23 protein-coding genes and 1 pseudogene are annotated in these 22,944 nt (G+C 71.0%); 10 read left to right on the top strand and 14 right to left on the bottom strand.

Annotated features, from left to right (window positions below; translation table 11 throughout):
• Positions 1-8 precede the first annotated feature (8 nt).
• The gene (locus ACFYRX_RS32545; protein ID WP_389107459.1) at positions 9-581 is read right to left on the bottom strand and encodes a DoxX family protein; all 573 of its coding nucleotides are present in this window, start codon (positions 579-581) and stop codon (positions 9-11) included.
• Positions 582-711: 130 nt separating this feature from the next.
• On the opposite strand from ACFYRX_RS32545, the gene ACFYRX_RS32540 reads away from it, so the two are divergent.
• The gene (locus ACFYRX_RS32540) at positions 712-1,038 is read left to right on the top strand and encodes a nuclear transport factor 2 family protein (protein ID WP_389107457.1); all 327 of its coding nucleotides are present in this window, start codon (positions 712-714) and stop codon (positions 1,036-1,038) included.
• A gap of 76 nt (positions 1,039-1,114) precedes the next feature.
• Positions 1,115-2,095, top strand: coding sequence for an aldo/keto reductase (locus ACFYRX_RS32535; protein WP_389107454.1), 981 nt, complete (start codon positions 1,115-1,117; stop codon positions 2,093-2,095).
• A gap of 36 nt (positions 2,096-2,131) precedes the next feature.
• On the opposite strand, the gene ACFYRX_RS32530 is transcribed toward ACFYRX_RS32535, so the two are convergent.
• The 3 genes from ACFYRX_RS32530 to ACFYRX_RS32520 all read right to left on the bottom strand — a co-directional run bounded on the left by ACFYRX_RS32530 (position 2,132) and on the right by ACFYRX_RS32520 (position 5,501).
• Positions 2,132-2,842: an ABC transporter ATP-binding protein gene (locus tag ACFYRX_RS32530; RefSeq protein WP_389107452.1), complete on the bottom strand. Its 711-nt coding sequence runs from the start codon at positions 2,840-2,842 to the stop codon at positions 2,132-2,134.
• A gap of 50 nt (positions 2,843-2,892) precedes the next feature.
• Positions 2,893-4,353 carry an ABC transporter permease gene (locus tag ACFYRX_RS32525; protein ID WP_389107449.1) on the bottom strand — a complete coding sequence of 487 codons (1,461 nt, stop codon included), beginning with the start codon at positions 4,351-4,353 and terminating at the stop codon, positions 2,893-2,895.
• 359 nt (positions 4,354-4,712) lie between these two features.
• Positions 4,713-5,501 carry an SDR family oxidoreductase gene (locus ACFYRX_RS32520; protein ID WP_389107447.1) on the bottom strand — a complete coding sequence of 263 codons (789 nt, stop codon included), beginning with the start codon at positions 5,499-5,501 and terminating at the stop codon, positions 4,713-4,715.
• 132 nt (positions 5,502-5,633) lie between these two features.
• Between ACFYRX_RS32520 and ACFYRX_RS32515 the strand changes: the two genes are divergently transcribed.
• Positions 5,634-7,277, top strand: a complete 1,644-nt coding sequence (locus ACFYRX_RS32515) for an alkaline phosphatase D family protein (RefSeq protein WP_389107444.1) — start codon at positions 5,634-5,636, stop codon at positions 7,275-7,277.
• Here ACFYRX_RS32515 and ACFYRX_RS32510 read toward each other — a convergent pair.
• Positions 7,264-8,298: a Gfo/Idh/MocA family protein gene (locus ACFYRX_RS32510; RefSeq protein ID WP_389107441.1), complete on the bottom strand. Its 1,035-nt coding sequence runs from the start codon at positions 8,296-8,298 to the stop codon at positions 7,264-7,266. The two genes, ACFYRX_RS32515 and ACFYRX_RS32510, sit on opposite strands and share 14 nt — an antisense overlap.
• A gap of 87 nt (positions 8,299-8,385) precedes the next feature.
• Here ACFYRX_RS32510 and ACFYRX_RS32505 point away from each other — a divergent pair, with 87 nt between their 5' ends.
• From ACFYRX_RS32505 to ACFYRX_RS32485, 5 genes are all read left to right on the top strand, one after another.
• A complete protein-coding gene (locus ACFYRX_RS32505; RefSeq protein ID WP_389107439.1) occupies positions 8,386-9,729 on the top strand; it encodes a multidrug effflux MFS transporter in 1,344 nt (447 codons plus the stop codon).
• On the top strand, positions 9,645-10,856 hold the full coding sequence (locus ACFYRX_RS32500) for a serine hydrolase domain-containing protein (protein WP_389107436.1): 1,212 nt from the start codon (positions 9,645-9,647) through the stop codon (positions 10,854-10,856). The genes ACFYRX_RS32505 and ACFYRX_RS32500 overlap by 85 nt, the downstream gene beginning before the upstream one ends.
• 140 nt (positions 10,857-10,996) lie before the next feature.
• Positions 10,997-11,980 carry a small ribosomal subunit Rsm22 family protein gene (locus ACFYRX_RS32495; RefSeq protein ID WP_389107433.1) on the top strand — a complete coding sequence of 328 codons (984 nt, stop codon included), beginning with the start codon at positions 10,997-10,999 and terminating at the stop codon, positions 11,978-11,980.
• A gap of 62 nt (positions 11,981-12,042) precedes the next feature.
• Positions 12,043-12,660, top strand: a complete 618-nt coding sequence (locus tag ACFYRX_RS32490) for a TetR/AcrR family transcriptional regulator (RefSeq protein ID WP_389107430.1) — start codon at positions 12,043-12,045, stop codon at positions 12,658-12,660.
• A gap of 105 nt (positions 12,661-12,765) precedes the next feature.
• Positions 12,766-13,500, top strand: a complete 735-nt coding sequence (locus ACFYRX_RS32485) for a bifunctional DNA primase/polymerase (protein ID WP_389107427.1) — start codon at positions 12,766-12,768, stop codon at positions 13,498-13,500.
• A gap of 9 nt (positions 13,501-13,509) precedes the next feature.
• Here the strand turns inward: ACFYRX_RS32485 and ACFYRX_RS32480 are convergent, their stop codons facing one another.
• The 5 genes and pseudogenes from ACFYRX_RS32480 to ACFYRX_RS32460 all read right to left on the bottom strand — a co-directional run.
• Positions 13,510-14,511 (bottom strand): hypothetical protein, encoded by a 1,002-nt coding sequence (locus tag ACFYRX_RS32480; RefSeq protein ID WP_389107424.1) that lies wholly within the window; start codon positions 14,509-14,511, stop codon positions 13,510-13,512.
• Positions 14,471-15,343, bottom strand: coding sequence for an iron uptake transporter permease EfeU (efeU, locus tag ACFYRX_RS32475; RefSeq protein WP_389107421.1), 873 nt, complete (start codon positions 15,341-15,343; stop codon positions 14,471-14,473). Before efeU ends, ACFYRX_RS32480 begins: the two co-directional genes overlap by 41 nt.
• 3 nt (positions 15,344-15,346) lie before the next feature.
• On the bottom strand, positions 15,347-16,582 hold the full coding sequence (efeB, locus tag ACFYRX_RS32470) for an iron uptake transporter deferrochelatase/peroxidase subunit (RefSeq protein WP_389107419.1): 1,236 nt from the start codon (positions 16,580-16,582) through the stop codon (positions 15,347-15,349).
• A gap of 10 nt (positions 16,583-16,592) precedes the next feature.
• Positions 16,593-17,738, bottom strand: coding sequence for an iron uptake system protein EfeO (gene efeO / locus ACFYRX_RS32465; RefSeq protein WP_389107416.1), 1,146 nt, complete (start codon positions 17,736-17,738; stop codon positions 16,593-16,595).
• A gap of 94 nt (positions 17,739-17,832) precedes the next feature.
• Positions 17,833-18,064, bottom strand: a pseudogene (locus ACFYRX_RS32460) (hemin ABC transporter ATP-binding protein); the annotation flags it as partial.
• A gap of 128 nt (positions 18,065-18,192) precedes the next feature.
• On the opposite strand from ACFYRX_RS32460, the gene ACFYRX_RS32455 reads away from it, so the two are divergent.
• The gene (locus tag ACFYRX_RS32455) at positions 18,193-18,837 is read left to right on the top strand and encodes a PhzF family phenazine biosynthesis protein (protein WP_389107414.1); all 645 of its coding nucleotides are present in this window, start codon (positions 18,193-18,195) and stop codon (positions 18,835-18,837) included.
• A gap of 3 nt (positions 18,838-18,840) precedes the next feature.
• On the opposite strand, the gene ACFYRX_RS32450 is transcribed toward ACFYRX_RS32455, so the two are convergent.
• Together ACFYRX_RS32450 and map are read right to left on the bottom strand one after the other, a co-directional pair.
• The gene (locus ACFYRX_RS32450) at positions 18,841-19,488 is read right to left on the bottom strand and encodes a heme oxygenase (biliverdin-producing) (RefSeq protein ID WP_389107412.1); all 648 of its coding nucleotides are present in this window, start codon (positions 19,486-19,488) and stop codon (positions 18,841-18,843) included.
• Between the two features lie 134 nt (positions 19,489-19,622).
• A complete protein-coding gene (gene map / locus ACFYRX_RS32445; RefSeq protein ID WP_389107409.1) occupies positions 19,623-20,480 on the bottom strand; it encodes a type I methionyl aminopeptidase in 858 nt (285 codons plus the stop codon).
• Positions 20,481-20,538: 58 nt separating this feature from the next.
• Here map and ACFYRX_RS32440 point away from each other — a divergent pair, with 58 nt between their 5' ends.
• The gene (locus ACFYRX_RS32440; RefSeq protein WP_389107406.1) at positions 20,539-20,766 is read left to right on the top strand and encodes a hypothetical protein; all 228 of its coding nucleotides are present in this window, start codon (positions 20,539-20,541) and stop codon (positions 20,764-20,766) included.
• A gap of 41 nt (positions 20,767-20,807) precedes the next feature.
• Here ACFYRX_RS32440 and ACFYRX_RS32435 read toward each other — a convergent pair whose 3' ends face one another.
• Both ACFYRX_RS32435 and ACFYRX_RS32430 read right to left on the bottom strand, forming a co-directional pair.
• Positions 20,808-22,130: an MFS transporter gene (locus ACFYRX_RS32435; RefSeq protein ID WP_389107403.1), complete on the bottom strand. Its 1,323-nt coding sequence runs from the start codon at positions 22,128-22,130 to the stop codon at positions 20,808-20,810.
• Between the two features lie 193 nt (positions 22,131-22,323).
• Positions 22,324-22,926: a hypothetical protein gene (locus ACFYRX_RS32430; RefSeq protein ID WP_389107401.1), complete on the bottom strand. Its 603-nt coding sequence runs from the start codon at positions 22,924-22,926 to the stop codon at positions 22,324-22,326.
• Positions 22,927-22,944 lie beyond the last annotated feature (18 nt).

Here is a 22,944-nt window from a genome sequence, read left to right as displayed (position 1 = left end):
ATGGGCCGTCACTCCCCGAACAACGCCTCCTGCTCCTCGAACAGGGCGGTCTGTGTGTCGTCCTCGTCCTTCTCCTCCCGCAGCCGGCGATTGCGCGCGCCCACGACCAGGGCCGTCACCAGCCCCGTCGCCCCGAGCGCCGCCGGGACCATCCAGCCGCGGTTGACGGTGTGGCCGAGTGCGTGGTCGAGCGAGAGCCGGCCAGGTCCCGTCACCGCGAGACCCGCCGCCGTGAGACCCAGTGTGGCCGCGTACTCGTAGCCGCCGCTCTGGGCGAAGAAACCGTTGGGCACGTGCACCGCGGACGCGCCGACCATCGCGCCGGCCGCCGCCGCACCCGCCGCCGGGGTTGCCAGGCCGAGGGCGAGCAGGGTGCCGCCGCCCGCCTCCGCCAGGCCCGCCGCCGTCGCGCTCGCCCGGCCCGGCGCGTATCCGACGGACTCCATGAACTGGCCGGTCCCCTCGATGCCGCCCCCTCCGAACCAGCCGAGCAGCTTCTGCGCGCCATGGGCGGCCAGCACACCCCCGGTTCCCAGCCGGAGCAACAGCAGGCCCAGATCGCGTCGGTCGTAAGCGGTCACGATGACTCCCTGCGCAGGAAACGGAATGACCCCCCTCGCGTTTCCACCGTTGCACCCCTCACACCCGCCGGGGACACCCGGGCCGCCGTTCGGGTGGCGGTCTCATAGGGACGGTGTGAGTCTGTCCGGCATGACGATTCAGACCGCCCGACTCAGCGACCCCGCCGTCCGCGCCTTCGTCACCGCCGTCAACGCCCATGACCGCGAGGCCTTCGGGGCGCTGCTCGCGCCCGGCGCGACCATGGCGGACGACGGCAGCGACCGTGACCTCGACGAGTGGGCCGACCGGGAGATCTTCTCCTCCCACGGCCATCTCGACGTCGACAACGAGTCCAACGGCGGGCGTTCCCTTCTCGCCCACTACCGCAACGACGCCTGGGGCGAGATGCGCACCCGCTGGGACTTCACCGTCGGCGAGGACGGCAGGATCTCCCGCTTCGAGACCGGGCAGGCCTGAGACCCGAGACCGGGCGCGTGAAATCCCCAGAAACCCCTTGCCCTGAAGCGCACTCCAACTCCTAGCGTTCTCAGGCATGGAGATCACACGCACTCTCGGCCGCTCCGGCATCGAGGTCAGCGCAGTCGGCTTCGGCTGCTGGGCGATCGGCGGGGAATGGCAGGACGCCGACGGACAACCCCTCGGCTGGGGCAGGGTCGACGACGAGGAGTCCGTACGGGCGGTCCGGCGCGCCCTCGACCTGGGCGTCACCTTCTTCGACACGGCGGACACCTACGGCGCCGGGCACAGCGAGCGGGTGCTGGGACGGGCCCTGGGCAAGCGGCGGGACGACGTCGTCCTGGCCACCAAGTGGGGCAACGTCTTCGACGAGGACACCCGCACCCTCACCGGCAGCGACGACACCCCCGCCTACGCCCGCCGCGCGCTCACCGCGTCCCTCGCCCGTCTCGGCACCGATCACATCGACCTCTACCAGCTGCACCTGTCCGACCTGGACCCGGTACGCGCCGCCGAACTCCGGGACGCCTGCGAGGAGTTCGTGGGCGAGGGGCTCATCCGGGCGTACGCCTGGAGCACCGACGACCCGGCCCGCGCCGCGGTGTTCGCCGAGGGGGAGCACTGTGCGGCCGTACAGCACGCGCTGAACGTGCTCCAGGATGCGCCCGACATGCTGTCCCTGGCGGAGGAACTGGACCTCGCCAGCATCAACCGCAGCCCGCTCGCGATGGGGTTGCTGGCCGGGAAGCGCCAAGGGCCGCGGGACGCCGGCGACATCCGCAGCAAACCCCCGGCCTGGCTCCAGGGTTTCGGGGACGGCTCCCGGGCCGACCCGGAGTGGCTGGCCAGGATCGACGCGCTCAAGGAGATCCTCACGAGCAACGGCCGTACCCTCGCCCAGGGTTCACTCGCCTGGCTGTGGGCCCGCAGCCCCCGCACGGTCCCGATCCCGGGCTTCCGGTCGGTGGCCCAGGCCGAGCAGAACGCGGGCGCGATTGCGAAAGGGCCGCTCACCGCCGAGCAGTTGACCGAGATCAACGTGCTTCTGGAACGGTGAGCGGCCCGACTCGGACTCAGCCTGGACGAACGACCGCTAACCCTGCGCGAGCGGCTGCCGAGGCTGCTGCGGCTCCTGTTCGGTCAAGGTGATCTGCCCCGCCTTGATCGTCGCGAGCCGCGGTGCCCGGCGGGCGATCGACGAGTCGTGGGTGACCAGGATGAAGGTCAGCCCGTACTCGTGCCACAGCCCTTCCAGCAGTGCCATGATCTCGTCGCGCATCGACTCGTCGAGGTTGCCGGTCGGCTCGTCGGCGAGCAGTACCTTCGGCTTCTTGACCAGCGCACGGGCGATGGCCACCCGCTGCTGCTGCCCGCCGGACAGCTCGGCGGGCGCGTGGGTGAGCCGTTCACCGAGGCCGACCGAGCGCAGCGCCTCGGCGGCCCGCTCACGCCGTTCCGTCCCCTTCACCCCCAGCGGGACCAGTGCCGTCTCGACGTTCTCCTGCGCGGTCAGCGTCGGGATCAGGTTGAACGACTGGAAGATGATGCCGATCTTCTCGGCGCGCAGCCGGGTCAGCTTGGCCTCGCTGATCTTCGCGAGGTCGACGCCGTCCAGCTCGACGCTGCCCTCGGTCGGCCGGTCCAGGCCGCCGATCATCTGGAGGAGCGTCGACTTGCCGCCGCCCGTCGGGCCCTGGATGACGAGCTGGTCGCCGTCCTCGATGGTGAGGTCGACACCGCGCAGTGCCTCCACCGTCTCCTTGCCGCGCGTGTAGCGCTTGGTGACGCCGGTGAGTCTGTACATGAGAGCTCCGTAGAAGAGTCCGTAGAAGGATCCGTAGAAGAAGAGGGGTGCTACGAGACGCTGCGGAGCGCGTCGGCGGGCCGCATCCGGGAGGCGCGCCAGCCGCCCATCGCGCCGGCGATCAGACCGCCGGTCACCGCGAGGCCGACCGCGAGCGCGATGGTGGTCATCGAGACCGGCGCGGTCAGCGCGATCTCCATGGTGCTCTGGGTGGACTGCCGGCCGGGGCCGCCACCGCCCGGGCCGCCCGCACCGCCGCCGCCGGTGTTGCCGAGCTGAGCGGTCAGCTTGGGGCTGACCATGGTCACGGCGTACGCGGCCGCGAGGCCCAGGCCGATGCCGAGGGCGCCGCCGAGCAGGCCGTTCACCATGGACTCGCCGACGACCTGCCGGGTCACCCGGCGGCTGGGCCAGCCGAGCGCCTTCAGGGTGCCGAACTCACGCACCCGGCGGGAGACCGCCGAGGAGGTCAGCAGCGCGGCCACCAGGAAGGCGGCGACGAGCACGGCGACGGAGAGCCACTTGCCGACGCTGGTCGCCAGGTTGGAGGCGGTGGACAGGGAGCCGGACACGGTCTCCGCGAGGTCGGCGGAGGTCGTGACGGTCGTACCGGAGATGTTCTTCTGGATCGCCGTCTTGACCGCGTCGATCTGCTGGGAGTCGGTCGCCTTGACGTAGATCGTGGTGACCTGGTTCTTGGCGTCGGCCAGCGTCTGAGCCTGCTTCAGCGGCAGGTAGACGTCGGTCGTGGACTCGCTGCTGTCGGGTGTCGCGATGCCGATGACCGTGTACTTGGTGCCGGAGATCGTCAGGGTCTTGCCGACCTTGAGGGAGTTCTCCTTGGCGTACGCCTTGCTGACGACCGCGACCTTCGCGTCGGTCTGCGCGGCCGTGAAGGTCTTGCCGGTGGTGATCTTGGAGCCGGCCAGCGGGCCGAGCGTCTGGTCGGAGACGTCCACGCCGGCGACCGAGTAGGAGTTGACGTCGAAGTTGGCGCCGCCGCCCTCGACCCTGGGCGCGGCGGTGCTGCCGCTGTTGCCGCCGGGACCGCCCTGGCCGCTGTTCCCGGTGTTTCCGCCGGAACTCTGCGCCTTGCCCTGGGTGAAGGAGCCGTCGACCTTGGTGACGTTCAGGGTCAGCGCGCCCACCGCGCTCGCCACGCCGCTCTGCTTGGCGACCTTGGTGACCACGCTGGACGCCAGGGCCTGACCGCCCTGGGTCATCACGCGGTCGGAGCTCTGTGTGTCGTCGCTGTCGTTGGAGCCGGCGTCGAACTGGAAGTTCGGTCTGCCCGAACTCCCGGACGTGGGGGCCGTCCTGGTCTTGGTCACGGTCATGTCGGTGCCGAGGCCGTAGAGCGACTTCAGGACCTTGTCCTGAGCCTGTGTCATACCGGCCGACACCGAGTTGACGGTGATGACCAGCGCGATACCGAGCGCCAGACCCAGAGCGATGACGAGGGCCGCCTTCTTGCGTCGGCCCAGCTCGCGCTTGAGATAGATGCCAAACATCCCGTTCCTCGAAGGTTCTTGGCGCCCGCTGTGGGCGCGCCCTCAAGGTAGGGACGAAGGATTGCGTAGCCGTGAGTAAGGCTTGTGCGCCGACTGAGAAGGGTTGTGTGTGAGCTGAGAATGTGCGGCGGCCGTCCACGGACCGGTGTGCATCCCGGGGTCCCACCCGAGATCCACCCCCACCCGGTCCATGGACGGCCGCCGCCTCCCCCCTCGGGCGGTAGGCGGAATGCGATCCCTCCATATGTGTAGCTCTTATGGAGAAGATGCGATGAGCATAGGCCTCCGACCGGCCTCGGAGGGGCCGGAGGGACAGATTCCGCTTGTGGAAATTGGCTATCCGGCCGCGTTCCCCCGGTTCAGCCCCGCCCGACGTACGGCATCGCCGTCGCCAGTACGGTCGCGAACTGCACGTTCGCCTCCAGCGGCAGCTCCGCCATGTGCCGCACGGTGCGTGCCACGTCGGCCACGTCCATGACCGGTTCCGGTACGACCTCCCCGTTGGCCTGGAGCGCCCCGGCCCCCATGCCCGCGGTCATGTCGGTCGCCGCGTTGCCGATGTCGATCTGCCCGACCGCGATGCCGTACGGCCGCCCGTCCAGCGACAGCGCCTTGGTGAGGCCGGTCAGCGCGTGCTTGGTCGCGGTGTAGGCGACGGAGTGCGGCCGGGGCGTGTGTGCCGAGATCGACCCGTTGTTGATGATCCGGCCGCCCCGCGGGTCCTGTTCCTTCATCTGCCGGTAGGCGGCCTGCGCGCACAGGAACGCCCCGTTGAGGTTGGTGTCCACCACGTGCCGCCAGGCGTCGTACGGCAGCTCCTCCACCGGCACCCCGCCGGGACCGAACGTCCCCGCGTTGTTGAACAGCAGGTCCACCCGCCCGAACCGTTCCACGGTGGCGGCGAACAGCGCGGCCACCTCGTCGGACCGCGAGACGTCCGTGCGGACGGCGAGGCAGGCGCCCTCGGGGACCAGTGCCGCCGTCTCCTCCAGCGTCCCGGTCCGCCGCCCGGCCAGCGCCACCGACCAGCCCGTGCGCAGCAGCTCCACGGCCACCGCGCGGCCGATCCCGGAGCCCGCGCCGGTCACGACGGCGGTCTTCGCGTTCTTGGCGTCCAGGGGCTTCTCGTTGGGCTTCTCGTTGGTCATGGGCCCGCAGCGTAGTGAGTCTTCACAATTCGGAAGTCCCTGTCCGCCATCCGGGTGCTCACACCCCCGTGAGCGTGTGTCGTCGCCGGGTCCGCGCCCCTCTCCTCCCTCAACTGTGACGGGAGGAAAAGAATGACCATCACATCAGGCTGGTCGCAGGGGCACACCCGTGAACTGCGCGCCGCCGCCCGCTCCATCGGCCGCCGCCGTTTTCTGGGCCTCACCACCGCGGCCGCCGCGCTCGCCTTCGCCGTCGACCTGCCCGCGACCGGCACGGCCGCCGCGGCCGAACTCGACGCGGCACGCATCGACGACTTCCCCTTCACCCTCGGCGTCGCCTCCGGAGACCCGCAGCCCACCTCGGTGGTCCTGTGGACCCGGCTCGCCCCCGCCCCCTACCAGCCCGACGGCGGACTGCCCGCCGAACGCGTCGACGTCGACTGGGAGGTGGCCGAGGACGAGACGTTCGCGACGGTCGTCGCCAAGGGCACCGCCGTCGCGCACCCGGAGTTCCACCACACCGTGCACGTCGAGGCCGAGGGCCTGGACCCCGGCCGCGTCTTCTTCTACCGCTTCCGCGCGGGCACCTGGCTCAGCGAGACCGGCCGCACCCGCACCGCGCCCGCCGCCGACAGCCCCGTCCCCTCGATGACCCTGGCCGCCGTCTCCTGCCAGGCCTACCACGACGGCTACTTCACCGCGTACCGCCACCTCGCCGAGGACGACGTCGACCTGGTCCTGCACCTCGGCGACTACCTCTACGAGTACGCCGTCGACGCGGTGGGCGGCGCCCGCCAGTACACCGACCGCGTCCTGCCCAGGCTGTTCGACCACGAGACCGGCACGCTGGAGGACTACCGGCTGCGCTACGCCCTCTACAAGACCGACCCCGACCTGAGGGCCGCGCACGCCAGGCACCCCTTCGTGGTCACCTTCGACGACCACGAGACCGAGAACAACTACGCCGGTTCGATCCCCGAGAACGCGGTCCCGCCGGAGCAGTTCCTGCTGCGCCGTGCCGCCGCCTACCGCGCCTACTGGGAGAACCAGCCACTGCGCCCGCCGCAGCTGCCCGTCGGCCCCGACATGCAGCTCTACCGGCGCCTCCAATGGGGCTCACTGGCCCAGTTCGACATCCTCGACACCCGCCAGTACCGCTCCGACCAGGCCTACGCCGGCGCGCAGCACGTGCCAGGACCCGACTCCGAGGACCCGGCACGGACCCTGACCGGCGCGGACCAGGAGCGCTGGCTGCTGGACGGCTGGAGCGACTCCCGGGCCCTGTGGAACGTGCTGGCCCAGCAGGTCTGCTTCTCCGGCCGCAAACTCGACCTCGAACCCGTCGCCAAGGTCTCGATGGACGCCTGGGACGGCTACCCCGCCTCCCGCCGCCGCGTCCTCGACGGCGTCAAGGCCGCCGGGATCGAGAACCTGATGGTGCTCACCGGCGACCTCCACCGCGGGTACGCCTTCGACATCAAGGACGACTTCGACGACCCGGCCTCCCGCACCCTCGGCACCGAGATCGTCGCCACGTCCGTCACCAGCGGCAAGGACGGCAGTGAGCGGCCCTCGAACTGGACCACCTACATGACCGCCAACCCCCACCTGAAGTTCTACGACGGCAGACGCGGTTACACGACGGTCGCCCTCGGCCGGACCGAGGCCCGCGCCGACTTCAGGACCCTGCCGTACGTCACCACTCCCGGGGCGCCCGTCACCACGGCCGCCTCCTTCGTCACGGAGGTGGGAAACCAGGGGCTCACGCGCGCGTGAGCGCCTCCCCAACGGCCTCCCCACCGGCCTCTCCCGGGTAGCGGACGCCGATCCGGTCCCGTACCGCGTCCAGCGTCCGCATCACCGCGAGGGTGCCCTCCAACGGCACCAGCGGCGACTGCCTCTCACCGGCCCGCAGCGCCCGCATCACCTCACGGGCCTCGTGCCTGAGGCTGTTGCGGGGCCCGTCGGCCGGGTCGGCGACGAACTCCTCGGGGTCGCGCCCGTCGCGGTGCAGGACGAAACGGTCCGGGTGGAAGAAGCCGTTCGGGATGTCGATCCGGCCCAGCGAGCCGGTGACCGAGGCGGTCGTGCCCGTACCGCCGGTCAGGGAACAGTGCAGCGACGCGAGCGCCCCGTCGTCCCAGGACAGCAGGGCACCCGTCTGCAGGTCGACGCCCTCCTCGGACAGCACCGCCTTCGCCGTGACGTCGGAGGGCTCCCCGAGCAGCAGGTGCGCGAACGACACCGGGTACACCCCGAGGTCGAGGAGCGCGCCGCCGCCCTGCGCCGGGTCCCGCAGCCGGTGCGAGGCCGGGAAGGGCCCGGCGAGCCCGAAGTCGGCCTGCACGGTGCGTACTTCACCGATCGCACCGTCGTCGACGAGGGCCTTGAGCCGCCGGATCAGCGGGTTGCAGTACATCCACATGGCCTCCATGAGGAAGCGGTCGTGGTCCTTCGCCAGCGTGACGAGTTCCCCGGCCTCCCGGGCGTTGAGCGTGAACGCCTTCTCGCACAGGACGTTCCGTCCGGCTTCGAGGCACAGCCCCGCGGCCGCGCGATGTGCCGAGTGCGGGGTGGCGACGTACACGACATCGATGTCCGCGTCCTCGGCGAGGGCACCCCAGTCGCCGTACGCCCGCTCGATCCCGAACCGCTCCGCGAACGCCTTCGCGGAGACCTCGGAGCGCGAGGCCACCGCGACCACCTCCGCGTCCGGAAGGTCCACCAGGTCCGCGGTGAAGGCGGCCGCTATCCCGCCCGTCGCCAGAATCCCCCAGCGCACGCTCTGTTCCGTCATGCCCTGCTCCACCCTCGCTCACGTGACCCTCGCCACCTTGTACGAGCTGAGAGCATAGGTGGCGGATCCGACGAAGAGGGAGGGCACATGCCCGAGCAGGGCGCACCGACACCGCACCTGGAACAGCAGACGGACGCGAGACCGGACCCGGGCCCGGAGACGTCCGCCGTCGCCGTACGCCGCACCGGCCTGTTCGTCACCCTGCTCCTCGGCGGTCTCACCGCCACGCCACCGCTGGCGATGGACATGTACCTCCCCTCGCTCCCGGAGGTCACCGGCGCCCTGCACGCGCCCGCCGCCACCGTCCAGCTCACCCTCACCGCCTGTCTGCTCGGCATGGCGCTCGGACAGCTGGTGGTCGGCCCGATGAGCGACCGCTGGGGCCGCCGCCGCCCGCTGCTGGCCGGTCTCGTCGTGTACGTCGTCGCCACCGCACTGTGCGCGGTCGCGCCGACGGTGGAGTTCCTGGTCGGCTTCCGGCTGGCGCAGGGTCTCGCGGGCGCTGCGGGCATAGTCATCGCCCGGGCCGTGGTCCGAGACCTGTACGACGGCGTGGCGATGGCCCGCTTCTTCTCCACCCTCATGCTGATCGGCGGGGTCGCGCCGGTCGTGGCGCCGCTGATCGGCGGGCAGATCCTGCGGGTGACGGACTGGCGGGGCGTGTTCGTCGTGCTGACGGCCATCGGCGCGCTCCTGGCCGTACTGGTCTGGGTACGGCTGCCGGAGACCCTGCCCCCGGCCGAGCGCCACACGGGCGGCGTCGGCGAGGCCCTGCACTCGATGCGCCGACTCCTCTCCGACCTGCCCTTCACCGGCTACCTGCTCACCGGCGGCTTCGCCTTCGCCGCGCTCTTCGCCTACATCTCGGCGTCGCCGTTCGTGATCCAGGAGATCTACGGCGCCTCCCCGCAGACGTTCAGCCTGCTGTTCGGCGTGAACTCGGTCGGGCTCGTCGTGGTCGGTCAGATCAACGGCAAGGTGCTGGTGGGGCGGGTCGGCCTGGACCGGGTCCTGGGCGTGGGCCTGCTGATCGTGACCGCCGCGGCCACCGCTCTGCTGCTGATGTCGACCGGAGTGTTCGGCGAGGTGGGCCTGGTCCCCGTCGCCGCCGCGCTGTTCGTCCTCATGTCCGCGATGGGTGTCGCCCTGCCCAACGCCCAGACCCTCGCCCTGATGCGCACCAAGCACTCCGCCGGCTCCGCGTCCGCCCTGCTCGGCACGTCCTCCTTCCTCATCGGCGCGATCGCCTCCCCGCTGGTCGGGATGGCCGGAGAGGACACGGCGGTCCCGATGGCGGTCGTCCAACTGGCGGCGGCACTGGTGGCACTCACCTGTTTCATGGCAATGTGCCGTCCTTGGAACAAGCGTGCGACCGCGGAGGATGGGGGTCTCCCCGTTCGAGCGGATTCGAGAATGGGGGAGGAGAGCTGAGCGCACCGAGACTGCGCACCGACACACCGGAACGGGCCGGGCTGGACCCCGGCGAACTCCGGCGACTCGTCCAGGAGTTCCACACCCTCACCACCGGTGAACGCCCCTGGGCCGCGGGCGCCGTCCTGGCCGCCGGGCGCGGCCCGGTGATCGCCGTGGAGGAGGCATCGGGCTGGGCCGTCCGCTACTCGTCGTACGACCCCGGGACCGACGCGGGCGTGGAACTGCCCCCGGAGGCACGCGTCCCGGTGCGGGTGGACACGCCCTTCGACCTGGCGTCCCTCACCAAACTGTTCACGGCCGTGGCGGCGGTGCAGCAGATCGAGCGGGGCACCCTGGGCATAGACGCCCGGGTGGGCGCCTACCTGCCGGACTTCACGGCGGCGGTCACCCACGGAATCACCGTCCGCGAACTGCTCACCCACACCTCGGGCCTGCGCCCCGAACTCCCCTTCCACGACTGCGCCGACGACGAGGAACGCCTGAACCTCCTCCGCGCCGAGCCGCCCATCGGAGTCCCCGGCACCTACACCTACTCCGACCTCAACCCGCTCCTCCTCCAGCACGTCCTCGAACGCATCACCGCCCGGCCCCTCGACGTCCTCGTCCACGAGGGCATCACCCGGCCCCTCGGCATGACGTCCACCCGTTTCGGCCCGTGCCCCGGGGCGGCGGCCACGGAGGACCAGCGCCGGCCGTGGGCCAAGGCGGACCGCGGGATGCTGCGGGGCGTGGTCCACGATGAGAACGCCTGGTCCCTGGGCGGGGTGGCAGGCCACGCGGGCCTCTTCTCGACGGCCCGGGATCTGGCGATCTTCGCCCGGACCCTGCTGGCGGGCGGCGCGTACGGCCCCGCCCGCATCCTCGGCCCCGACTTCGTGGAACTCCTCCTCACCTCGCCGGGCCTGGGCTTCGCGATCGACCAGAAGTGGTTCATGGGCGACCTCGCAGGCAAGGGAGCGGCAGGCCACACGGGCTTCACCGGCACGTCCCTGGTCCTGGACCCGGCCACGGACACGTTCGTCGTGCTCCTCGCCAACACGGTCCACCCGAGAAGACGCCCCCCGGACAACCGACCGAGGGCGGAGGCGGCGACGAGGATGGCGAGAGCGGTGAGGGGGGCGTGAGCCTCTCAGCCCGTCCGGCGTTTGAGGACGAGGCCCTTCGGGCCGAAAGGGGGGTCTGGGGGCACAGCCCCCAGGAACGGGACGGGAAGGGGCGGCGGGGGCGAGAAAAACCCCTCAGTGCCCGCCCATAGAATCACCGGGTGACCGCCCCCGCACCCCAGGCCGAAACCCTCCGCACCACCCTCGCCACCCTCCTCGACGGCCTCCCCCCGAAGCAGGCGGCCCAGGCGGTGGACCGCCTGATCGCGACCTACCGCGGAGCCACCCCCACCGACGCCCCGATCCTCCGCGATCGCGCCGACGTGGCCGCCTACGCCGCCTACCGCATGCCCGCGACCTTCGAGGCGGTGCACGCGGCGCTGGAAGCGTTCGCCGACGCCACCGAGGGCTGGACTCCCACCGGTCACACCGACGTCGGCGGCGGCACCGGCGCCGCCACCTGGGCCGTCACCGCCACCTGGGAGGGCGAGCGCACGGTCACCGTCCTCGACTGGTCCGACCCCGCCCTCGCCCTCGGCCGGGAGATCGCCGCCGCCAACCCGGCCCTGAAGGACGCCCGTTGGCAACGCGCCAGGATCGGCAAGGACCTCACCCTGGCCCCCACCGACCTGGTCACCGTCTCCTACGTCCTCAACGAACTCACCCCGGCCGACCGCACCGCCCTCGTGGACACCGCGGCGGCCTCGGCACAGGCGGTCGTGATCGTCGAGGCCGGTACGCCGGCCGGCTACGCCCGTGTCATCGAGGCCCGCGACCGCCTGCTCGCCGCCGGTTTCCGCATCGCCGCCCCCTGCCCGCACAGCGCCGCCTGTCCGATCGCCCCCGGCGAGGACTGGTGCCACTTCTCGGCGAGGGTCAGCCGCTCCTCCCTGCACCGCAAGGTCAAGGGCGGCTCACTGCCGTACGAGGACGAGAAGTTCAGCTACGTGGCGGCCACCCGCCTCCCGGTCACCCCGGCCACCGCCCGGGTGATCCGACGCCCCCAGATCCGCAAGGGCCAGGTCCTCCTCGACCTCTGCGAACCCGACGAACACCTGACCCGCCGCACGGTCACCAAACGCCACGGCGAGCTGTACAAGGCGGCGAGGGACGCGGCCTGGGGCGACCCCTGGCCCCTGCCGTGACGGCGCTCCCTCCCCGGCACATGACGAGACGTCCCGTCTCATCCCCCTGCTACCGTCGCCCCATGGTCAAGCAGCCCGCCCCCGACACCGCCCGCCGCAGCGAGAGGTCCCGCCGCGCGATCTACGACGCCGCCCTCGCCCTCGTCGGCGAGCTCGGCTACCCGAGGACCACGATCGAGGGCATCGCGGCCCGCGCCGGCGTCGGCAAGCAGACGATCTACCGCTGGTGGTCCTCGAAGGCGGAGGTGCTCCTTGAGGCCTTCCTCGACCTGAGCGAACAGGCGGCACGGGAGGCCGGCCCCGACGACGCGTACACCATCCCGGACACCGGCGACCTCGCCGCGGACCTCAAGGCCGTACTGCGGCTCACCGTCGACCAGCTCAAGGACCCCCGCTTCGAAGCACCGTCCCGCGCCCTGGCGGCCGAGGGCGTCGTCGACGAACAGCTCGGCCGGGTCTTCGTCGCCAAGCTGCTCGCCCCGTCGCTGCAGCTGTACGTCGACCGGATCCGCTCCGCACAGGAGGCCGGCCAGGTCCGCCCCGAGATCGACCCGCGTATCGCCCTCGAACTCTGGGTCTCCCCCCTCGCCCAGCGCTGGCTCCAGCACACCGGCCCGATCACCTACGACTACACCGACACCCTCGTCGACTACGCCCTGCACGGCCTCGCGCCCCGTTGAGGCGTCCCGGCGCGTCCCCTTGATGCCGGTTCCGTACCCCCGGAGCAGAGGAAGGTGGGACCATAGGGCATGCTGTTCCGCACGACAGCTAGGCGAGGGTGGTATATGAGCGCGGAGTCGGGGGGCCGGACCGGCCTGCGGGGCAAACTCTCCCACTGGCTGCGCGGAAGCGGGCCGAGAGAGGCCGCCGGGGACGCCGGTGGCCGTGAGGCCCTGCTGCTGGCCGCCGCCGCAGCGGGCCTGCCGCTCGCACCCGCCGCGCATCCCGCCGCCGGATACCGGTGTTCCTGTGACCGCGTGGGCTGTCCCACTCCGGCCCGCCACCCCGTGTCGTTCGCCTGGCAGACCCAGTCGACCACCGACCGCGCGCAGATCGAGCGCTGGGCCCGGCACCAGCCGCAGGCCAACTTCATCACCGCGACCGGCATGGTCCACGACGTCCTGGACGTCCCCCTGGAGGTCGGCCGGGAGGCACTGCAGCGGCTGCTCGCCGACGGCATCGAGGTCGGCCCGGTCGCCGAGAGCGACGACGGCCGCCTCCTCTTCTTCACCCTCACCCGCGGGACCCCCGAGGACGAGGACGAGTGGTGGCCGTGCGAGCTGGACTGCCACCCCGAGACGGCGGACGAACACCCCGGCCTGCGCTGGCACTGCCGCGGCTCCTACGTCCTCATACCGCCCGCCCGGCTGCCCGGTGACCAGGCCGTGTACTGGGTACGCGGCCTCGAACACCCGCTGCCCGACCCGCTGAGCCTCCTGGAAGTCCTCACCGACGCCGGCGCCCGCCACGCAGGCGAGGAGCCGGACCACACGAGCGAGGCCTGGCCCCTGCGCCGGTAGCTCCGGTTCCTACGAACCCTCCGCGGACGTCAGCCCCTGGATCCGCCCGAGCACGTCGACCCGCTGGTCGCCCGCGCCCTTCGCCGGGTCGAGGGCCGCCTCGTTGGAGACGAACTCCATCGTGAGCGACTGCTTGATCTCGCCGGTCGTCAGCGCGAGCACCGCGGCACCGGGAGCGGGGATCGACGCACCGGAGTGAGCGGTCTGCTTCTCGTAGTGGTGCGTGGCGAAGAACACCAGCGCCCCGCCGTCCTTCGTGCGCAGCGCCAGCGGCGTGTAACTGCCGTTGGCCATCGGTTCGTCGATGTACTGGGTGGCCAGGCCCGGCCTGATGGCGTCCTTCGCCCGCTCCGAACGCCACACGCTGGTGTGCGTGCCGTCCGCGAAGACGTCCCCGCCGCTCTTCAGATAGCCCGCGTAGTCCTTGCTCAGGTCCCCGGGCACGGCGGCCAGATCGGTCGTGTTCGCCGGGACCGCCTCGGCCCAGCCGTCCGCGTCCTTCTTGAACTCCGGCACCTTGCCCTGGGTCACCAGGGTCAGATAGGCCACCTGGAACGGCTCGTTCAGACCGTTGCGGGTGAACACGAGGAGCCAGCGCGCGGTGCCGCCCTTGTTGCCGGCGGCGTCGGCGACGAACCAGCGCGGCCAGCCCGCCTTCTTCGGGATGGTGTACGTCACGTCCGACAGCTTCAACGGGGTGTGCGAGGCGTTGCCGCCCGGGCTGTTCGCCTTGCCTGCCTTCAGCCGCGCCGCGTCGATGGCGGCGAGCGCGCCGGTGACATGGGCGGCGTCCAGCGAGCTGTCGTACGCCTTGTCCGCCGCGTTGTACGCGGTGGTGAACTGCTCGAGTGCCTTGGCGGCCTCCGCCCTGGTCGTCGCGGGCAGTACCTCCCGCTCGCCGTGCACGACCATGCAACCGCTCGCCGTCAACGACAAAGCGGTCACAGAGGCTGCTGTCAGTGCGCTCCGGTCAAGCCTGCGGAGCCTTCGAGGGCCGCGATCCCTGCTCATCAGGTGCCTTCACCTTCCCCTTCCCGGAGGCGAACCCTACCGGGGCGAGGAACAGCGCGAGCGCCGGGATCAAGTACAGCAGCCACACCGTGACCTGAAGGACCGTCGGGTCGGGCTGGAAGTTGAACACGCCCTTGAGGAGGGTGCCGTACCAGCTGTCCGGGGGGATGGTGTCGCTGATGTCGAAGGCCTTGTTGTTCAGGCCCGGCAGCCAGTCCGCCTCCTGGAGATCGTGGAAGCCGTACGCCAGCACGCCCGCCGCGACGACGACCAGCATGCCGCCGGTCCAGGTGAAGAACTTGGCGAGGTTGATGCGCAGGGCGCCGCGGTAGAACAGCCAGCCCAGGACGACCGCCGTCAGGATGCCGAGAGCCACCCCGACCAGCGGGCGCGGGGTGCCGTCACCGGCCGCGCGGACCGACGCCCACACGAACAGGGCGGTCTCCAGGCCCTCCCGGCCGACCGCGAGGAACGCGGTGGCGACCAGGGCGCCCGTGCCCATCGCGAGGGCCGCGTCCAGCTTGCCGTGCAGTTCGGACTTCAGATGCCGGGCGGTGCGCCGCATCCAGAACACCATCCACGTCACCAGGCCGACCGCGAGGACCGACAGGGAGCCGCCGAGGGCCTCCTGCGCCTCGAACGTCAGCTCCTGGGAGCCGAATTCGAGCGCGCACCCGAAACCGAGGGCGAGCGCGACCGCGACGCCGATGCCGATCCAGATGGGCTTCAGCGCGTCCCGGCGGTCCGTCTTGACCAGGTAGGCGATGAGGATGCAGACGACGAGGCTGGCCTCGAGACCCTCGCGCAGACCGATCAGGTAGTTGGAGAACACGGGCTACGCCTCCTTGGAGAACAGCGTGCTGCCCCACCAGTCGTCCTTGTCGCGGACGCCGGGCGGAACGGCGAAGACCGCCGAACCCACGTGCTGGATGTACTCGTTGAGCGCGTCCGTGGCCAGATGGCGCTGGATCCGGATGAAGCCCTCGCGGACGTCCTTCTGGTACGCCAGGAAGAACAGGCCCGCCTCCAGCCGGCCGAGGCCGTCCGTGCCGTCGGTGAAGGAGTAGCCGCGGCGCAGGATCGTCGCCCCGTGGTTGGAGTCGGGGTGCGCGAGCCGGACGTGCGCGTCGGGCTTCATCGCCGGCAGGAACGGCTTGTCGCGCTCCTTGGCCCGGCCGACCGGGGCGCCCTCGCCCTTGTCCCGGCCGATGATGTCCTCCTGCTCCTGCAGGGAGGTGCGGTCCCAGGGCTCGATGTGCATACGGATCCGGCGGGCGACGAGATACGAGCCGCCGGTCATCCAGCCCGAGTTCTTGGCGTCCGCCCACACGAACTTCTCCAGGCGGTCTGTCTCCGTCCCCGCGATGTTGCGGGTGCCGTCCTTGAAGCCCAGCAGGTTGCGCGGGGTCTGCGCGTCGGGCGTCGTCGACGACGTCTTGCCGAAGCCGAGCTGCGACCAGCGGATGACGACCTTGCCGAAGCCGATCCGCGCGAGGTTGCGGATCGCGTGCACGGCGACCTGCGGGTCGTCCGCGCAGGCCTGGACGCACAGGTCGCCACCGCTGCGGTTCTTGTCGAGGTTGTCCCCGGCGAACTGCGGGAGGTCGACGAGCGCCTCGGGCCGCTGGTCGGCCAGGTCGAACTTCTCGAAGAGGGACGGCCCGAAGCCGATCGTCAGCGTCAGCCGCGACGGCTTGAGCCCCAGCGCCTCACCGGTGTCGTCCGGCGGGGCCTCGGCGAGACCGCCGTAGGCCCCCTCGCCGACCGCCTTGCCCGCGGTCATCCGCCGGGCCGCGGCCGTCCAGTCCTTCAGCATCTGCACGAACTCGGCGCGGTCCTCGGTCGTCACGTCGAACGCGGCGAAGTGCAGCCGGTCCTGCACGGGCGTGGCGATGCCCGCCTGGTGGGCGCCGTGGAACTCGACCGCGGCACCGGCCTCGGCGGCGGTCGGTTCGATGTCGTCGCCGGTGCGGGTCATCGCGACCGCGCCCCCGGCCGCGGCGGCGCCGAGCGCGAGCCCGGCCCCGCCCCAGCCGATCAGCGCACGGCGTGAGGGAGTCGTGTCCGTCATGGCCCCTGCCTCAGGAAGACTTGGTGACGACGGCGGCGGCGAGCTTGGACAGCGGCTCCGCGAGCGCGTTCACACCGTCCGACAGCTTCTTGCGACCGTCCTCGTCGACCGTGTCGTACGAGACGAAACCGTCGGACGTCTTGTCGGTCCGGTACGTGTCGAGCAGCGTGTTCAGCGCGGCGAACTGCTTGTCGAGCTCGGTGACCAGGGGTGCGTCGTTCTCCTTGGCGACCGGCTTAAGGAGCTCGTACGCCTTCTGCGCGCCCTCGACGTTGGCCTTGAAGTCGCTCAGGTCGGTGTGCGAGTAGCGGTCCTCCTCACCGGTGACCTTGCCGGTGGCGACCTCGTCGAGGAGCTCCTTGGCGCCGTTGGCCATGGACGTCGGGGTGATGTCGGCCTTGCCGACCCGCTGCTGCCAGCCCTTCAGGTCGGTGACCAGCTGGGCCGCGAGGGTCTTCTGCTCGGCGCCGATCTTCTTGTCCTGCCAGAGGGCCTTCTCCAGCACGTGCCAGCCGGTCCACTTCTGGCCCTTCTCCAGGCCGTCGGCGCGCGTGTCCGTCTTGGGGTCGATGTTCCCGAAGGACTCGGCGATCGGCTCGGTGCGCTCCCAGCCGACACGGGAGGGGGCGTAGGCCTTCTTGGCCGCGTCGAGGTCACCGGCCTTGATGGCCGCGGCGAACGTCTCCACCCTCGGGATCGTCTCGTCGGCCTGCTCCTGCGCGTACTTGCGGTACGCGGCGACGGCCGCGTCGAGCCGCGGATCGCGCTTGGCGACGGTCCCGCCCGTGGCCTTCACGTCCTGGCGGATGCCGTCGCCCTTCATGCCGGGCTTGCACGCGATCGTGTAGTCGCCGGCCTTCACCTCGGCGGTGACCCGCTGCTTGGTGCCGGGGCCGATGTTCTCCCGCTCGCTGACGATCCGGTCGTCCGGGAAGAGGAGGTAGACCTCGGTGACCTTGGAGCCCTTGTTCTCGATGGCGAGCTCCACGTGACCGGCCGGGAACTCCTTCTTCGAGATCTCGCACTTGCTGTCGGTGGCGGTCACGTCGATCACGCGGCCGCTGTCGCCGGAGCTTCCCTTCTCCGTGCACCCCGTGACGGCGGTGAGAGCCGCCAGGGCGGTGACGGTGACGAGAGGCAGTCTGACGGCGTGCATACGAGCTCCTGAGGGTTGGTGAGGCTCGCCTAACTTATCTGAGCCTTACCTGAAAATGGCTCAAAATAACCGTCAAGTAAAGGTCAAAGGAGATTCAAAGGTTCCGCCTCGGAGTCACGAGAAGCGACCCGTCCCGAGGATGTGGAAGTACCTCTACGGCCTGGTCACAGGCCTGCGACAGCAGCCGCTCGTCGAACACCTCGGCCAGCGGTCCGTCGGCCGCGACATGACCGGCGCACAGGATCGCGACCCGGTGCGCGTAGGCGGCGGCCGAGCCCCGGATCGTGCAACACCACGACCACCGCGTCACCGGCGTGCGCCCTTTCATCAGCCACCGTTCTCGTAGGTGCTGCCCTCTGCCGCATCCGTCGGGCCCGGTCACGGGAAGCGCCGGTCGACCGCACCCGCCGGGCATCCGGGCCGGGCACTCCCGCCGCAGTGCTTCAATCTCCCCGTGACTGATTACGACGTGCTGCGCGTCTTCTGCGCGCCGAACGGCGGCTACGGCAATGAGCTGGGCGTCGTCCGCGAGGGGTCCGTGATGCCGGACCGGGACGAGCGGCAGACGTTCGCCGCGAAACTCGGGTTCAGCGAGACCGTGTTCGTGGACGACCCCGAGCGCGGTGTCATCGACATCTACACACCTTCCGTGCGGCTGGCGTTCGCCGGGTATCCGTGCGTCGGGGCGGCCTGGCTGCTCGACGTGCCCGAACTCGTCACGCTCGCCGGAGTCGTCGGCACCCGGCTGGACGGCGAGTTCAGCTGGATCGAGGCCCGGGCGGAGTGGCCCGCGCCGCGGACCTTCCGGCAGTACGGCACCGCCGCCGAGGTCGACGACCTGACCGTCCCGCCGCCGGGCGAGTGGATCTACGCCTGGGCGTGGGAGGACGAGGCCGCCGGACGGGTCCGCGCCCGGGGATTCCCCGGCCGGGGCGACGGGGTCGAGGAGGACGAGGCCACGGGCGCCGCCGCCCTCCAGCTCACCGCCGAACTGGGCCGCGCCCTGAACATCGTCCAGGGAGCTGGTTCCCAGATCCTCACCGCCCCGCAGCCGGGCGGATGGGTGGAAGTCGGAGGGCGGGTCTTCCTGGAGCGCTGACGCTCACGCCGACAGCGGGAACTCCTCGCCCAGCGCCCGGAAGACGTTCGTGTTCAGCGCGAACGCCCGCTTGCACTCGGCCACGACCCGCTGCTTCTCCAGGTCGTCCGCCCGCACCGCGTCCAGGAGTTCGCGGTAACCCCGCTTGAAGGCGGCGGGGTTGGAGATCTCCTCGAAGACGTAGAAGCGGACGCCGTCGCCCTTCTTCTCGAAGCCCCAGGTCTGCTCCGCCCGGGCGCGGATGATCTGGCCGCCGGAGAGATCGCCGAGGTAGCGCGTGTAGTGGTGCGCGACGTAACCGGCGGGCCAGGACTCCGCGCACTCGCGCACCCCGTCCGCGTACGCGCGCGTGGCCGGGAGCGCCGTCACCTCGGCGCGCCACCGCGGGCCCCGCAGATGCGCCAGGTCCCGCTCCAGCGCCCGCAGCCGGAACAGCTCAGGCCGGATGAAGCCGCCCGCCACCGGGTCCGACGCCAGCTTCCCGGCACCGGCCTCCAACGCCTCGTAGACGAACCACAGTTGCTCGGTGTAGCGCGCGTACGCGTCGACGCCGAGCCTGCCGCCCAGCAGGTCGCTCATGAACGTCGAGGTCTCCGCCTCCACGTGCTGCTCGTGGGACGCGGTGCGGATGAGTGTCGAGAACGAGTCCATGGGCAGATTTTCTATGGTTAGGCTTACCTAAGTCAATGCGTTTACCGACGGGTTGTCGGTAAAAACGCACAGGAAAAGACCCGCCCCTCGGGGGACGGGTCCAGGACCTGCTGACCTGCTGATCCACCGACCTGCTACGGCAGCGTCAGGATCTCCGCCCCCGTCTCCGTCACCACCAGCGTGTGCTCGAACTGCGCCGTACGCCTGCGGTCCTTCGTGACGACCGTCCAGCCGTCGTCCCACATGTCGTACTCGTGCGTCCCCAGCGTCAGCATCGGCTCGATCGTGAACGTCATACCGGGCTGCATGACCGTCGTCGCGTGCGGGCTGTCGTAGTGCGGGATGATCAGGCCCGAGTGGAAGGACGAGTTGATGCCGTGACCGGTGAAGTCACGCACCACGCCGTAGCCGAAGCGCTTGGCGTACGACTCGATGACCCGGCCGATGATGTTGATCTGGCGGCCGGGCCTGACCGCCTTGATCGCGCGGTTCAGGGACTCCCTGGTGCGCTCCACCAGCAGCCGGCTCTCCTCGTCGACCTCGCCCACCAGGTACGTCGCGTTGTTGTCGCCGTGCACCCCGCCGATGTACGCCGTCACGTCCAGGTTGACGATGTCGCCGTCCCGGAGCACGGTCGAGTCCGGAATGCCGTGGCAGATCACCTCGTTGAGGCTGGTGCACAGGGACTTCGGGTAGCCCCGGTAACCGAGCGTCGACGGGTAGGCGCCGTGGTCGCACATGTACTCGTGCGCCACCTTGTCCAGTTCGTCGGTGGTCACCCCGGGGGCGATGATCTTCGCCGCCTCCTCCATCGCCCGCGCGGCGATGCGCCCGGCGACCCGCATCGCCTCGACGGTCGCCGGAGTCTGCACCTCCGGTCCGGTGTACGGCGTCGGCGCGGGCTTGCCGACGTACTCGGGGCGACGGATGTTTCCGGGCACGGAACGGATGGGAGACAGCTCCCCGGGCACGAGCAACGACTGGCCAGACATGCCGACGAGTCTATCCAGCGCCGATGGGGGAACATGTCGGTGGCGAGAGGAGCAGGTCATGCCCTTGTTCAAGAAGCGCACGGTCGGCAAACCGGGCGAGTGGTACTACTGCCTGCAGCACAAGAAGGTCGAGGAAGGGCCGGACTGTCCGGCCAAGGACCGCTTCGGGCCGTACGCGAGCCGCAAGGAGGCCGAGCAGGCCATGGCGACGGCCCGCGAGCGCAACGTGGAGTGGGAGAACGACCCCAAGTGGCACGACGCCCCCACCAGCGCCGAGGACAGCTGAGCGTGCCGCGGTGGGACCCGGCGTGACTGCTTCGCGGCTGATCACGCCTGCGTGGGCGTCGGCGCGGCTGCCTGGCGCTGCTTCCGCAGCCGCGTCGCGTGCTCGTTCGTACGGACGTCGTACGACATCAGCTTCGGCAGGCAGAGGGCCAGCAGGCCCACCGCTCCCGCACACAGCAAACCGCCCGACCAGACCGACGTCCGCACACCCCACCACGCGGCGAAACCGCCCGACCTGACCTGGCCGACGGTCGGCCCGACGGAGTACGACAGCAACTCGATCCCGGCGAGCCGCCCGCGCAGCTCGTCCGGGATCGTCTGGTTCCACATGGCCCCGCGGAAGATCCCGCTGACCATGTCGCAGCCCCCGGCCACGGTCAGGAACAGCAGCACCAGCCATACGTCGCCCACACTGCCTGCGGCCGCGATCGCCAGGCCCCACAGCGCGGCCGAGAGCACCACCATCCGGCCGTGGCGGTGGACCCGCGAGGTCCAGCCGCTGGTCAGGCTCACCAGCAGGGATCCCAAGGGGACGCTCGCGTACATCAGACCCAGCGACCACTCGGCGTTCAGCTCGTCCGCGAGGAACGGCAGCAGGGCCAGCGGCATCGCCAGGAACATCGCGGCCAGGTCGACGGCGTAGGTGCCGAGGAGTTCCTTGCGGCTCCAGGCGTACCTCGCTCCCTGCGCGATGGCCTGGAGCGACGGTTTCGCCGCCTCGTGGGAGGCGGGGGAGGCCGCGATACGGACGACGAGGACGACCGAGACGACGAACGTCAGCAGATCGGCGCCGTACGCCCAGCCGAGGCCCGCGTAGGCCACCACCACGCCCGCCAGCGCCGGACCCGCGACCCCGCCGACCGTCCAGCGCAAGGAGTTCAAGGAGGCCGCCGCCGGGAGGTGGTCGTGCGCCACGATCCGGGGCCAGAGGGAGTCGAGCGCGGGGCGCTGCACGGAGACCAGGGCGGAGGAGAGGGCGGCGACGACGTACAGCGGCCAGACGGTGGGGTGCGGGAGGAGGGCGTTGACCAGCAGGCCGACGCTCAGGATGCCCTGTCCGGCCTCCGTCCACACGATCAGCTTCCGCTTGTCCCACGCGTCCGCGAGCGCGCCGCCGTACAGCCCGAAGACGAGGAGGGGCACGAGTTCCACGGCCCCGATCGCACCCACCGCCGCGGCCGAGCCGGTCAGCTCCTTCAGCTGCACCGGCAGTGCGACGAACGTGAGGAAGCTCCCGAAGTTCGAGATCAGCCCCGAGTACCACAGCCGCCGGAAGTCCCGGGAGGCCCGCCAGGGGGCGAGGTCGGGGAGCATCGCGCGAAGGCCGGAAGGGCCGGAAGGGGGGTCGGGGGCGTCGTCGGTCACGAAGGGTCATGGTCGGGGAGGGGAGGGAGGCGGGCAAACGCTTTTTGGACGGGGATGTTGTTTGCGTCGCTGCGGGTTGGTGGGTTGGTGGGTTGGTGGGTGAGCCACTGTGTGGCTCACCGGTCGATTGGCTCACTGGCTGGTTGGCTCACTGGCTGATTGGCTCAGCCACCCCGCGACCGCCGCCCCCGTGTCACCAGCCGGCCGGCGGTGGCGCCGTCAGGTGGTCGGTCAGCCTCGACAGGCGGTCCCGGAACCGTCGTTGGCCCCGGGGCACCGGCACGGCGTTCTCCCCGGCCGCCGCACTCACCAGGTGCTGCACGGTGTCCAGATCGAGGTCCGTGGCCTCCGGCACGGCCAGCGACTCGTGGGCCATCGCGGCGAGTTCGCCCTCGCCCGGCCCGAGGGAGAGGATCGTCGCCCCGGCCCGACGGGCGTCGTGGACGTGTTCCAGCAGCGGAGCGCCCGGCCCGGCCGGGGACACCACCAGCAGGGTCTCCCCGCGCCGGGCCGCCGCGAGCCGGCCCGGGCCGACCGACAGGTGCGCGGGGTCGGAGGGGCGGGCGTCGTGCCGTACGAGGGTCGGGGCCAGTTCCGGAGTGCCCGACCAGGCCGCCTCGTCGACGAGGTGGGCCGCCAGGTGCCACGGTTCGTAGTCCGGTGTGCCGACCAGCAGCAGGCCGCCACCGTGTGAGACCACCGAGCCGCGCAGTACGCCCCCGAAGCGCCGGGTGGCTTCCAACCACTCGGTCCCGGCGAGCACTTCGCGCAGCAGCGCGACCCGTACGGCGTCCATGAGGTCGCATCCTGCCGC

Origin of the sequence: Streptomyces sp. NPDC005374 (assembly GCF_042872225.1) — a bacterium.
Taxonomy (GTDB): Bacteria; Actinomycetota; Actinomycetes; order Streptomycetales; family Streptomycetaceae; genus Streptomyces.
The sequence above is the reverse complement of the archived record's forward strand: the minus strand, read 5'-3'. Positions and strand labels throughout refer to the sequence as shown.